The sequence below is a fragment of the Seonamhaeicola algicola genome (assembly GCF_007997385.1).
GTDB lineage: Bacteria > Bacteroidota > Bacteroidia > Flavobacteriales > Flavobacteriaceae > Seonamhaeicola > Seonamhaeicola algicola.
This window is the reverse complement of the sequence record NZ_VOSC01000025.1, coordinates 709070-723060: the sequence shown is the minus strand read 5'-3', so window position 1 is coordinate 723060 and position 13991 is coordinate 709070. Positions and strand designations below refer to the sequence as shown.

Genomic DNA, 13991 nt, shown 5'->3' with positions numbered 1-13991 from the left:
ACTATTTTTTTTAAAAATTGAAATTAACCCCAAACGTATACATCTTTAATGATGGATAAGTAGCGTCTCTAAAATTGTTATAACCTGTAGCTTCTGGGTCTAAGCCTAGATCTGCAATATCAGAGAACATTGTTAACAAGTTAAACCCTCTGGCAAATAACTTAATACTGGCAAATTTTGCTACCTCTTTAGGTATTGTGTAACCAACTTCTACTTCTTTTAATCTTAAAAAAGATGCATCATGCAGCCATAAATCTGCGCCTTGAAAATTATCAGCATTACCGCTTTGGCTTCCGCTGTAAGTATCATTTAAACCGAAGGCTCTTGGGTATCTTGAGTTTCTGTTGTTAGGCGTCCATCTTTGGTCAAAAACGTAAGTTGGTTTTGCTCCATTTTGATCAAAAAATACTAAGGCTTCAGCTTTAGCTTGCCCTTGTAATAACATGTTAAAATTCCAGTTTTTATAGTTAAAACCACCTGAAATACCATATTGAATTTCTGGAATATTAGATGTTGAACGTCTTACTCTATCTTTATCATCAATAACATCATCACCATTGGTATCAACATAAATAGGCTCTCCTTCAACGGTTCCAGCTAACTTAACTGGTGTAGCATCAACTTGTGCCTGATCTCTAAAAATACCATTAGTTGGGTACACAACATATGAACCTATTGGGCTACCTTCTAGCCTTAAAGCATCTGGTACATTATCTGGTTGCGGAAATGTTTTAATTTCGTTTTTAGCTTGTGTGAAATTAAAGCCTAAGTTGTAGCTAAAGTTGTCATTAACTTGGTCTGCCCAACCTAATGTAACTTCTAAACCGTGGCTATCTACACGCCCAAGGTTTTCATCAGGAAATCTAATACCTGTAAAATCTGCTACATTTCCAGACCTTGGTATTAAAATATCTTCGCGTCTTTGCTTAAAGTAATTAACATCACCTGTTAATCTATTATCTAACAATGCAAAGCTTAATGCAAAGTTGCTCATGTATGCAGTTTCCCAAGTTACATTTGGGTTTGGCACATTATCACTTCTAAAGCCATTAAATGTTACACCTGTTTCACCAAACACATAATAGTTTGGTCTGGCTGAATCTGGGTTTGTGTTACCGTATGAGTAACGTGTTAAGAATTGAAATGGTTGAATTCTATCATTACCCATTACAGAGTAGCTTGCTCTTAGGTTTAAAGCATCAATCCATGACACATCTTTTAAAAAGTCTTTATTTAATGCCCATGACCCACCAATACTGTAAAATGTATCAAACCTTTTTCCTGGACCAAAATTACTAGAACCATCGCGCCTAACGGTTAGTTCTAAATAATATTTAGAATCGAAATTATAAGCAAAAGATCCTAAATAACTTAATAAAGCACTTTCTGAAGCAGAACCATTTGCTATTATACCTTCAGAGCTTCCTGCGAATAGATACGGATGATCTGGTGTTGGGAAATCTTGTTTTTGAGCCCAAAAGTTACTAGTTTCTGATGTTTGCTGTTCAAAACCAACAAATGTATTAATAGAGTGTTTACCAAAAGTATTGTTATACCTTAAGGTTGCATTAATTAATGTTTCATCAAATTTCCAGAAATCTTCTCTTAAAATACGTTGCTGCCCACGTTGTGAAAACCCTGTTTCAGGGTTATAATCTCCGGTAACATCATCAAATCTGTAAATTGTCCATGGTGTATACCAAGATTTTGTGTTATTGTTCATGCGGCGTAAACCAACGTAAGCATTGGCACTTAATCCTTCAGTAATATTATCTAACTTCCAATCTAAAGCTATTCTTCCTCTTAAATCATTAGTATCTCTATCTAAAAAACCAGATTGACTGCTAGACATTACTCTTGGGTTTGCACCGTTTTCTCCACCCCAACCGTATAAGCCATTAGAATACTGGCCTACTTCAGTAGGAAGATTAGTGTAAATGTGTTTGTAAATAAAAGCCGCATCTACACCTGGTTGCTCATCAACCGCAAATCTTCCTGAAAGGTCAACACTAACTTTTATATCATCGGTTAATTTTATATCAAGATTAGACCTTACTTGTGTTTGTTTGAAATTTAAATCGCCCGATGCAAAAATACCCTGTCTATCAATAAAATCACCACTAACAAAATAGCTAGTTTTTTCACTTCCTCCTGAAATTGACACAGAACTACGCGTTTCTGGTGATGAATTTGCAAACGTTAAATCTGCCCAATCTGTACTAACACCTTCGCCTGATGCAAAATTGTTAATTTGTTCTTGGGTAAAAGGCAAAGTAGCACCGTTTCTTTCAGCAATTTCATTTTCATAAATAGCATACTGTTCAGAATTCATCAAATCTGGCGTTACAGAAAAAGATGACAAACTATATGATGTTGATAAACTAATTTTTGGTTTTCCTGATTTACCTCTTTTTGTAGTTACAATAATAACACCGTTAGCAGCTCTATTACCATAAATAGCGGCAGCTCCATCTTTTAAAACACTTACAGAGGCAATATCTTGAGGTGCTAATTGATTGAATGTACCAAAACCAGATTGCACACCATCAATTAATATAAGAGGTTGATTGTTATTTAATGTTGAAACCCCTCTAATTAATAATGAAAAATCATTAGACCCTGGGTAACCACCTCTATCTGAAACTACTAAACCTGATACTCTACCTGATAATGACTTTGCTACATCTCTGTTTGATGTATTTTCAATATCTTTAGATTTTACTGTACTAACAGAACCTGTTAGCTCTCCACGTTTGCGCGTAGTATAGCCTACAACAACAATTTCATCTAAACCAGCTACGTCTTCTTCTAAAGTTACGTTTAATGTTGATGTATTACCAACAGCAACCTCTTTAGTTTTAAAACCTAAGAATGAAAATACTAAAGTTGCATTTGCGTTTACAGATATTGAATAATTTCCATCAAAATCTGTTTGTGTTCCTTGTGTTGTTCCTTTAACAACAATATTTACACCAGGAAGCGGACCTGTTGCGTCAGATACTGTTCCGCTAACTGTAAGTTGTTGAAGTTCTGCTTTTGCCTTTAAAGGCGTTTCGTTTTTAAATGTATTTGCATTTAATTGAAGTATTGCTGTAGCTAATACAAATACTGTAAGTTTGCGTTTAAAATCAAACTTAAAAAAACAAGACATTTGATATCTTAAATAAGACATATGATGCCTTGCACGAGCTTGAATATTCATATTTTTGAATTGAATTTGTGGTTAAATTTTTTAATTTAATCATTTAACATAGCCAGAGAATGTTGGAGCATTTTCTGGTTTTTTATTTAAATGCTTTTTGTCTGAAAAGAAAAGTTGAGAAGTGTTTATGCCATTGCGTTAATAATTTAGTTAGTTTTACTTAGTTTGTTAGTGTTAGGAAATGGTAATACCAAAAAGATAGTATAACCGTATTACAAAGTAAGAGATTAAAAAATGCTAATAATTAAAAAAAATTACCCTTAACTAGTATTATTTTATCAATTAAACACTAGTTAAGGGTAATTTTTTTGTACTATGTAAAGTACTACCAAATAACTGGTAAAAACACTGTCATTTCAGCTTGCCCACGGTTACTCCAAGCAAAGTATGGTACTAATTGTGTTTTATACGAAGTTAGAACTGGTTTGGTAATAACTTGGTACATTTCGTCATTTTTATCTTCCCTTAATTGTAACTCTGTATTAATTACAGTAACGCCACCTAAAAAATCTGGTTTGTGTTCTGCCACTAAATTGGCATCTCCTTTAATATAAACATCTAAAATAGATACATTTTTTGGTAAATCTGGCGTTTCAATACAATATACAATAGGCCCTCTTTTAACAGCAACTTGATTTCTTGTTTCTTCAATTCTGTTATGACCTTCAATTAATTTAACTTCCATTGGCATGTCTAGCACTATGGTATCGCCTGCTTTCCATTGTCTATTAATAACTGCAAAAGTTCCAGGTATAATTTGAACACCTGTATCTTCTCCATTTACTTTTAATGTACTGCCTGTTGCCCATTTAGGAATTCTTACTTTAATATCAAAAGCATCAGTTTTACATTCTTCAACAGTAATCTTTACAATACCTTTCCAAGGATAATCAGTATCCTGTGTTAGCTTTATTGTTGAACCGTCTAATAAATTAGTATCGAGCGTATTTCCGCCAAACAACACTACAGCTACGCCATTTTCTGATAAGGTATATGCCCAACCTGAACTTTTACAAATGGTTCTTACTAAATTTGGTGGGCAACAAAAACATTCTAAGTAAGGTTGTCTTACGGGGCTTTCTGTTACATCTGCATGTGCCTCATAATCTCTAGAGCCATTTACCATTCTTAATGGGTTAGAATAGAAATAATCTTTTCCTTCAATACTTATTCCTGATAAACCACTATTAAACAAAACCAGTTCAATAATATCGGCATAACGAGATTCTTCTTTTAAGGCCATCATTCTATTGCTAAACATGGCATTACAAAGGTTGGCACATGTTTCATTATAAGCCGTCATATTAGGCATCATGTAAGCATCAATAAATCCTTCTTCTATCATATCTAAACTAGTAGATGCGCCATAATGTGCTTGCCCTACAGCTCCGGTAACATACATTTTTTTACCTGTTACATTTTCCCAAAGTCTATCTAAAGCATCAATTAAAGCCTGTTCTCCTGTTTCAGCATATACATCGGCAGCTCCGGCATAATAATATAATGCCAACACCGCATGCCCTACAGCTTCATTTGCTTCTCTTAAAGGTGTACGCTCTTGTACCATATCACCAATAGGGTATCCTTCAGTTGTTGAATGATGTTCAATTTTAAAAGTACCACGTCGGTTTATAAATTTTTCTGCTAATTTTAAATACTTTTTATCACCAACGGTTCTGTATAATTCTACTAACCCCATAATCTGCGTTTGATTAAACCCAAAACGTTGATAATGCTTTGTATCTGGCATAAAGTAAACACACAACAAATCTGCTTGCTTAATGGCGATATCTAAAAAGTTACGTTGACCTGTTAAACGATAGTGTACGCTGGCTGCTATAAACAAATGGCCATAGTTGTACATTTCATGATACTTTCTGTTTGAAAAACGTTCAGCTCCTTCAGTAATTTGTATATGTGTATGAATGTATCCATCATCTTCTTGCGCTTTTCCAATCCATTCAATGTACTCATCTAATTTCTTTAATAACGCTTCATCTTTAGTTAAAGCATAAATATACATGCAGGCTTCCATGTACTTATAAAAATCTCCATCGTGCCAGTAAAATCCTTTATGTTCTCCTTCTTTTTCGCCTGCTGCAATTTTAAAATTGTTTAAACCATGCCCAATATCACCGCATAAAACGTCTCCCATGTATGGTAGCATAATTTGTGTAGCAACATTTTCTTTATCTGCCCAAAATCCGTTTTTCCATTTACAATCTCCAAAATCAATACTTTTAAGTTTAACGAAAGGGCTGTTTTTGGTATTTGTTATAGCCTTTGTATGTTTTTGATTATCCATTTTTATTTGGCTTTATTTTTTTAGTTATTATATTTTTTAGCTACGTGTTTTAATGGAATTAATCATATTTTTCCATATATTTTTTTACTAGTTCTGGGTTTCTAAACCAATCCATTCTGTCTGTATCGTATTTTTCAAACTCTTGTTTTAAAGTCCATAAAGGGCGCTCTAAGGTTAGCTCCCACTCCCATAATTTTTTAAACATACGTTTTAATCGCTCTGGCTCTTTATTAGCAAGGTTATTTTGTTCTGTTAAGTCTTTTGTTAAATCATATAATTCGGCTGGTCTATCTGCAAAGCGAATTAACTTCCAATCGTTATGCCTGTAAACGGCACGAACATCTTTTTTCCAGAATAAATCTTCATGAGGTCTGGCATTATTTTCACCTTTAACAAATGGTATTAAATTAACGCCATCAATATCTTTTAAATCTTTAGTATCTCCTCCAGCTGCAGCGTAAAATGTTGGTAATAAATCAAACGTACTTACAGGGTAATTGTATACTGTACCAGCTTTAAATTTCTTTGGCCATTTTATTAAATATGGGACTCTAAAGCCACCTTCTAAATGGTTAGATTTGGTACCACTTAAAGGTAAATTAATAGACGCATTTTTATCTGTTGGTCCTCCATTATCGTTAGAAAATACAACAATAGTATTTTCATCTAGTCCTAGTTCTTTTAGTTTATCCATAACCTTACCACAGGCTCTATCAAGTGCTAAGGTCATTGCAGCGACCTCTTTTCGTTTACCTTTTAAATGCGGAAATTTATCAAGATCTTCTTGAGTGGCTTCCATTGGAGTGTGTACCGCATTAAACGCTAAGTAAATAAAGAACGGCTTGTTTTTATGCCTTTCTATAAACGATATAGCCTCATTTGCAAAAGCATCTGTGGCATATGTTTTTGGCTCTTCATAATTGCCAAAATTGCGTTCCATTTTATTATCGTGATGTACGTTTTTAAAATTTTTAATAGGGAAATAGCTTCTTCCTCCACCTCTAAAACCATAAAACTCATCAAAACCTCTATTTAAAGGATGAAAACGATCTGCATTACCTAAATGCCATTTACCGTACATAGCATTAGTATAGCCTAACTTTTTAAGATAATCTGCCATAGTAATTTCATCTACAGGTAACCCCATATCATCCCCTAAATATTTAGAGTTTTCACTCATATACCCAGGAACATTAATTTCCTGATAACCAAAACGCTGTTGGTATTTCCCTGTCATTAACCCCGCTCTTGAAGGACCACAAGTAGCATCAGTTACATAACCTTGTGTAAAGCGCACACCTTGATTTGAGAGTTTATCAAGGTTAGGTGTTTTCATGATTTTACTTCCATGAAATCCGAAATCTCCATAACCGGCATCATCAGAAAACAAAAAAATAATATTTGGCTTTTCTTGGGCTTTAACAGGTGATTTACATGATACCATTAAGGTTAAAACCAAAAGAAACTTGAGTGCTTTCATAGATAAAAAATTAGCTTAAAACAGTTTAAAAATATATTTCTATTAAAATATAAAATTAATAGCTTTTAATTTGAAAAAGCTAGTGTTAACTATCCTAAACTAAAACTTTTTTATCTTTATTTAATACGATTTACATCTACAAAGTGTGGTCCGGAAGATAATCGTTCTACTTTTACATATGCATGTAAATTGCCTACAGCCTCCGGAAATTCTACATTTTTAAATACAATTTGTTTCTGCCCCTTTTTAATTGGTAGTTTTAAATGAAGCGTATTGTATTTTAAATGAGCAAAGCCATCTTTGTGTATTTCAGGCAAATCTAAAGATACATTATAAATCCCTTTTAAAGTTTTAACCCTCCAATATCCTAGTTGATTGTCTTCTACAACTCTAGGACCACCGTAATCAAAACGAGAGATAACACGAGGGCCACCCCAATCAAATCTTGATAAATTAACATTTGGCTGTTCTTTTGTTCCTAAGAATATTCGCTGAATGCCTTTAGCATCTCTTTCTTCTGTTACTTCATCAAACCAATTTTCATAGCGTTCTAACATGGCGTCCACAATTTCAGGATGCTTTTTAGCAATATTTATTCTTTCGCTAGGGTCATTTTCAACATCGTATAACTCTAAATTATTTAAAACATTTTTTAAAACAAAATCTGTTGGTTGATGTACAATTCCATGAGGAAAATCATGCGGACTAACCAATTTGTATTTATCTGTTCTTACTGCAAAATGCATGTATTTAAATGGTGTTGGGCCATAATGCATTTGTACATAAAAGTCTCTATTAATTAAAGCTTCTGAATTTCCATTTAACCAAAGCGGTAATAAGGACTTACCATCTACTTTTAAATCTTTAGGTAATTTTGATTTTGTAGCTTCTATGATAGTTGGAAAAATATCAATAACAGCACCCATGTTAGATAACTTATTTGATGGTTTAATTTCATTGGGCCATCTTACATAAAAAGGCACTCTAATACCTGCATCATAAACACTGGTTTTGGTACCTCGTAAATTGGCTACCCAACGCCCTGGATACGAATCATTTTTAGTTCTTCTGTGTCTTGGACCATTATCTGATAAGAAAATGACAATGGTATTTTCTTCAATACCTAATTCTTTAAGTTTATCTAGTACTCTTCCAACATTATAATCTATACTAGCAAGCATTCCATAGGTAAGGGCATTATCTTCATGTAGCCCCATTTTCCTGTAAGGTTCAGCCAACCTATCTGGCACTTGTAAAGGAAAATGCGGTAGATTGGTTGCTAAATAAGCGAAAAACGGTGTCTCTTTGTTCTTTTCAATAAAGTTCAAAGTTGCTTCTGTAAAGATATCGTCGCAATATCCATTATATGTTTTGGGCGTACCGTTGTGCTCCAAAACAGGATTGAAATACGTGTTCCCTTTAGGGCCTGCAGCTTGCCCAATACCACCTCCTTTATGAACTAAGGTTTCTTGAAATCCTTGGTCTATTGGTCTCATAGGCATATTATCTCCTAAATGCCATTTTCCGAAAATCCCTGTTTTATATCCATTTTCTGCAAGTATTTCTGCAATAGTTACTTCTGATGTATTCATGAAATGATCTACCTGAGTTACAGCAGTTACTCCAGCTCTATAAGGATATCTTCCGGTTAACAAAGCCGCTCTTGAAGCGGAGCAGTTAGGATAGGAAAAGAAATGAGACATTTCTATACCTTGTTCACCTAGAGTTTCTATTTGCGGTGTTTTAATATAAGGATTACCATGAGCACCAATATCTCCATAGCCTTGATCATCCGTCATCATAATAATGATATTAGGCTTTTCTTGTGCAGATATACTCTGAAATTGAGTAACAAATAGCGCAACTAATACAATTAAATGAAGTTGTGTTTTCATGTTAAGAATTTTAATTTATTGCGATTACCAATTGGTAAAAGACCCATCTTTTCTTATTAAGCGCGGTGTTTCAACAGGTTTAAATCCTTCCTTCAATGCTAATTCTTCATTAAACTCTATGCCCAATCCGGGTTCGTCTGAAACTTTGTATCTATTCCCCTCTAACTTTGGTTGTTTTGTATAATAGTTAACATCATCTAAACCGGGGTTTTCAACAGGTGTATTCATTTCTTCTAACCACGTAAAATTTGGAGAGGCAGCAGCCAAATGTATTGTGGCTGCAGTACAAATTGGCCCAATTGGATTGTGAGGAAGTAAATCTATATAATGTGCTTCGGCCATATTTGTCACTTTTACAGCTTCTGTAATACCGCCTACGTTGCACACATCAATTCTAGCAAATTGGGTAATATTTTTTTCTATGTATGGTAAAAATTGCCATTTACTTGCAAATTCTTCTCCTATTGCAAAGGGTACATTTACCATTTTTCTTAGCTCTTGGTATACTTCTGGAGATTCATCTCTTATAGGTTCTTCAATAAAATCTAAAGTTCCTTCTGGCATTCTTTGTAAAAAGGAGACTGTTTCTGGAACTGATAATCTGTGATGATAATCTATACCAATGGTTGGTTTAAACCCAACTACTTTTCTTAATTCTGTAATCCAATCTGCTATAATGGCAATAGATTCTCTGGGTTCAAAAATAGAATTATATTTTCCTTCTTCGTATTCTGCTGGGGCTAACCTTAGCATTTGCCAACCTTCCTTTATTAAAACCTTAGCGCGTTCTATTAGTTCTTCTTTAGAGCTGAAGAGAAGCGATGCAAAACACTCAACATAATCGCGTTGTTTACCTCCTAGCAACTCATAAACTGGCACATTTAAAGCTTTTCCTTTAATATCATAAAGTGCAATATCTATGGCTGATATGGCAGCAGTTAAAACTCTACCACCTTCAAAATATTGACCTCTGTATAAATCTTGCCAAATGGCCCCAATTTGCATGGGATTTCTTCCAACTAGCAAAGGCCTAAAATGATCTATAGCCCCAATAACTGCGTACTCTCTTCCTGTAATGCCAGATGCTCCCCAACCATAAATTCCTGTATTAGTTTCAATTTTTACATTAAGTTGGCTTCTTCCTGCTATGTTTACTGGAAATACTTTTACGTCTGTTATTTTCATTTTTAATATTAATTAAAAGCATAACAATATTTGTCAAAAAACCTTTTTTGATTAATTGCAATACCGAAAACAGGTTATAGTCTATATTTTAGGCGTTATTTTTGAAGTTTAGCTTGTATTTCCTCAATACTTAATCCTTTAGTTTCAATTAAATATTTTGATAAGATTACCATACCCAAAAACACAGTTACAGCATAAAAAAGGAGTGTATTACTAATGCCGAAACTAGCCAATTGCGAAGGAAAAAACGCCTGAATTAGCCAACTTGTTGTACTTGTTATAAATGTAAAAAATGGTATTGCAATACCCCTTATAGCATTTGGAAAAATTTCAGAAAACAACACCCACATTACAGGCCCTATAGAAAAATGGAAGGCAGCAATAAAACTTAAAATACCTATTAAAATTAGTATTGCATTAATTTTAGCTGATTTTTGAATTAATAATCCTGAATACTGGCGTGCTTCATCTTCACCAATAGCATCAAAAAGGGCTTTTTTAAGTTCAATATCACTACTGTATTGTACACCAATCATACTTTGTAACCTTTCAGGGTTTTTAAATTCAGTCATTTCAACAACAGCGTCTTCTGTTAATGTGTAACTAGCTGTTTTAAATCCGTAATACGCTATACCTAAGCTTAAAACCACCCAGAGCATACCGCCTAAAATCATAGGTTTTCGCCCTAATTTATCAACACAAACTAATCCTAAAATGGTAAATAATAAGCCTGTTAAACCTGTCCAGATAGCTTGCATAAAAGCCGCATCTTTGCCTAAACCAATCTGCTCAAAAACAGTTGGCGCATAAAATAAAATAGCGTTTATACCAGATGTTTGTTGGGCTATAGCTAATGTAAAAGCTATTACAAAAACAACTCTATACTCTTTACTAAAAATACCTTTAAATTGTGCCCAAACAGATCTGTTATCGGTTTCTTCCAAGCTTTTATCCATTTCGGCAATATGCCCATCAACTTCAGAGGCAGGCATTAATTTTAGTAATGTTTGTTTAGCGTTACTAATTTTTCCTTTAAAGAATAACCACGACGGACTTTTTGGTACTACAAACAATAAAACAAACCATATGATTGCTGGTATAATTTCAGAACCTAACATCCAACGCCACGTATTTTCATTTAAACCTAAATCTGTAGCCCAATTATTACCTGTTGTAGACCATTGTAATATTAGATAGTTAATAAAATAAGCCCCAGACAAACCAATTACTATATTAATTTGGATCATGGTTACTAACTTACCTCTTAACTTTGGAGGTGCTATTTCACCAATATACATAGATGCTAATGATATTGAAGTAAAGGCTAAACCACCTAAAAACCTGAATGATAAAAGCGTCCAGTAATCTGGTGCCAGTGTTGAACCTATTGCAGATACTACATATAAAGCAGCTACAATTTGCAGGGTAGTTTTTCTTCCTAATTTATCACATGAATAGCCCGCAAAAAGCAATGCTAAAATTACACCTAAAGCAGGTGCACCAACCACCATACCTAGTTCAAATTCGTTTAGGCTAAATTCTTGCGAAATAAAATCTACTGTTCCAGATATTAATGCCGCATCTAAGCCAAAAACGAAGCCTCCCATGGCAACAATAGTTGAATATATATAAGCTTTTCTTTTATACGAACCCATAATAATTAATTTAATAGTTTAGTTTAAGTTGATGTGTGTTTAGTTTTTTAGTTTTGAAGTAATATCTTTAAAAGTATTCATTACAAGTCCAACATCTACAGAATATGAAATGTATTGAACCCCAATATCTTTCCACATTTTAGCCTTCTCTGGAGATTCTGTAAATGTACCAACAGCTTTTCCATGCTTTTTCGCAATTTCAACAGCATCTTTCATAGCATTTACTACTTTTGGGTTGTTTACATCTCCGGGTACGCCGCATGATTGCGATAAATCATAAGGTCCTAAGAAAATAACATCAATACCATCTACTTTTACAATTTCGGGTAAATTTTCAATTCCTTCCATTCCTTCAATATGTATTATTGAAATTACAGAATCATTTGCCTTTCCAAAATGATCTTGCGGACCAATATTAGTGTATTCGGCTGCTCTTACATATCTGCACATACCGCGTTCTCCTTTTGGAAAAAACTTAATAGCTTTAACCACTTTATTAGCATCTGCTTTTGTGCATACTTGTGGTACTTGAATACACCTTACACCAATATCTAAAACCCTTAAAATTAGTGTTTCAGAATTTTCGGTAACTCTTACAACTGGTGTAATACCTTTAGCCTCGGCAGCTCTTACCATATTTTGGGCAGATTCTACACTAAAAGGGCCGTGTTCCATATCAATAATAACAAAATCAAAGCCACTGTGTGCAGCTATTTCTACTATTGCCGGATCTTGTAATTTACAAAAAGGGCCAAATACTGTTTGACCCTCTTTTAACTTATTTTGTAATAAATTTTGTTTCATGTTTTAGATTGCTGATGTTACTCTTTTTTTAACTAAATAATCTTCTAAAGCTAAATGTGAACAATCATGACCAATTCCACTATTTTTATAACCACCATGTGGTAAATAAATAGCATACTTTACACCGTTAATATGAATTTCACCAAACTCTAATTCTTCGGTAAATCTTTCAATACGCTTGTGGCTATTGGTAAAAATATATGATGCTAACCCAAATTCTGTATCATTGGCTAATTTTAACACTTCATCATCGGTTTCAAAAGGCATAATACCCGCAACAGGACCAAATGTTTCTTGGTTAAACAATTTCATTTCTGTTGTTATACCTGATACTACAGTTGGCTCAATCCAGTTACCACCTTCAGGAAATCCTTCAGGTATTTTTCCTCCGTATTCTAAAGTTGCTCCTTTGCTAACAGCGTCTTCAACCAAATTAAACATGCGGTCTCTATCTTTTCTGCTAACAACTGGCCCCATAAATACATCAGGATTTTCTTTGATACCAAATCCTAATTTAATTTGCGAAGCTTCTTTCACATAAGCTTTCACAAATTTATCATAGATATTTTTATGCACAAAAATTCTGTTGGCTGCTACGCAAACTTGACCAGAATTTCCATATCTTAAGGCTATAGCTAATTGTACTGCGCTATCAAAATCTGCATCATCAAAAACTATAAACGGTGCATTACCGCCCAATTCCATACCAAACTTTTTAATAGATGTTGTACTATCTGCAATAACCTTTAAACCCGTTTGTGTAGAGCCTATCATGGTTAATACAGCTGGTATATTACTGGTTGTTAAGGTAGTTGCTACTTCACTACTAGGGCCTGATAAAATATTAACAACTCCTGCAGGAAAGTTGATTTTGTGCATAATTTCACCAACCATGTAAGCTGATAATGGCGACAATGCCGATGGTTTAATAATTAACGAACATCCAGCAGCTAAAGCAGGCCCTAACTTATAACCTACGTTTAGTAATGGAAAATTCCATGCTAAGTACGCCACAGCTACACCTGCTGGTTTTGATATCATTTTGTGTGTATGCGTGTTTTCGTAATCTGGAATTTGTTCTTCACGCATATTTTTCATGGCTGCAGGATACCACTCTAAAGCTTCGGTAAGCCTATCAATATCTTCTTGTGAACCTGCGTAAGTTTTACCCATTTCATGCACCATAGCGGTTCTTAACTCATGCTCATTATCTAAAATAGCTAATCGTAATTTTTCCATCCAAGTAGTACGTTCGGCTAATGATAACTTAGACCAATATTTAAAGCCTTTCTGGGCTGTTTCTAAAGCTTTTAAAGCATCTTCTTTACCTGCTTTAGCTACCTGCGCTATTACTTCGCCGGTTGCCGGACAAATAACATCATCTTTTTCACCACTAACGGCATCTATTAATTCTCCGCCTATGTATAATTTTTTGTACCCGAAATTTTGAGTTTTCATTGTTACT

At 34.1% G+C, this 13991-nt stretch carries 8 protein-coding genes; all 8 read right to left on the bottom strand.

What is annotated here, in order from left to right:
* Positions 1-10: 10 nt before the first annotated feature.
* Entirely contained in the window at positions 11-3202 is a 3192-nt protein-coding gene (locus tag FUA26_RS11825; protein WP_246109133.1) for a SusC/RagA family TonB-linked outer membrane protein, read from the bottom strand.
* A gap of 325 nt (positions 3203-3527) precedes the next feature.
* A complete protein-coding gene (locus tag FUA26_RS11820; protein WP_147136215.1) occupies positions 3528-5507 on the bottom strand; it encodes a glycoside hydrolase family 127 protein in 1980 nt (659 codons plus the stop codon).
* A 58-nt stretch (positions 5508-5565) separates the two neighbouring features.
* Positions 5566-6987 (bottom strand): sulfatase, encoded by a 1422-nt coding sequence (locus FUA26_RS11815; protein ID WP_147136212.1) that lies wholly within the window; start codon positions 6985-6987, stop codon positions 5566-5568.
* A gap of 116 nt (positions 6988-7103) precedes the next feature.
* Entirely contained in the window at positions 7104-8882 is a 1779-nt protein-coding gene (locus FUA26_RS11810; RefSeq protein ID WP_246109132.1) for an arylsulfatase, read from the bottom strand.
* 24 nt (positions 8883-8906) lie between these two features.
* Entirely contained in the window at positions 8907-10067 is a 1161-nt protein-coding gene (locus FUA26_RS11805; RefSeq protein ID WP_147136206.1) for a mandelate racemase/muconate lactonizing enzyme family protein, read from the bottom strand.
* 95 nt (positions 10068-10162) lie between these two features.
* Positions 10163-11722 (bottom strand): MFS transporter, encoded by a 1560-nt coding sequence (locus FUA26_RS11800; protein ID WP_147136203.1) that lies wholly within the window; start codon positions 11720-11722, stop codon positions 10163-10165.
* A 39-nt stretch (positions 11723-11761) separates the two neighbouring features.
* Positions 11762-12526, bottom strand: coding sequence for an HpcH/HpaI aldolase family protein (locus tag FUA26_RS11795; RefSeq protein WP_147136201.1), 765 nt, complete (start codon positions 12524-12526; stop codon positions 11762-11764).
* A 3-nt stretch (positions 12527-12529) separates the two neighbouring features.
* On the bottom strand, positions 12530-13984 hold the full coding sequence (locus FUA26_RS11790) for an NAD-dependent succinate-semialdehyde dehydrogenase (protein ID WP_147136198.1): 1455 nt from the start codon (positions 13982-13984) through the stop codon (positions 12530-12532).
* Positions 13985-13991: the final 7 nt, after the last annotated feature.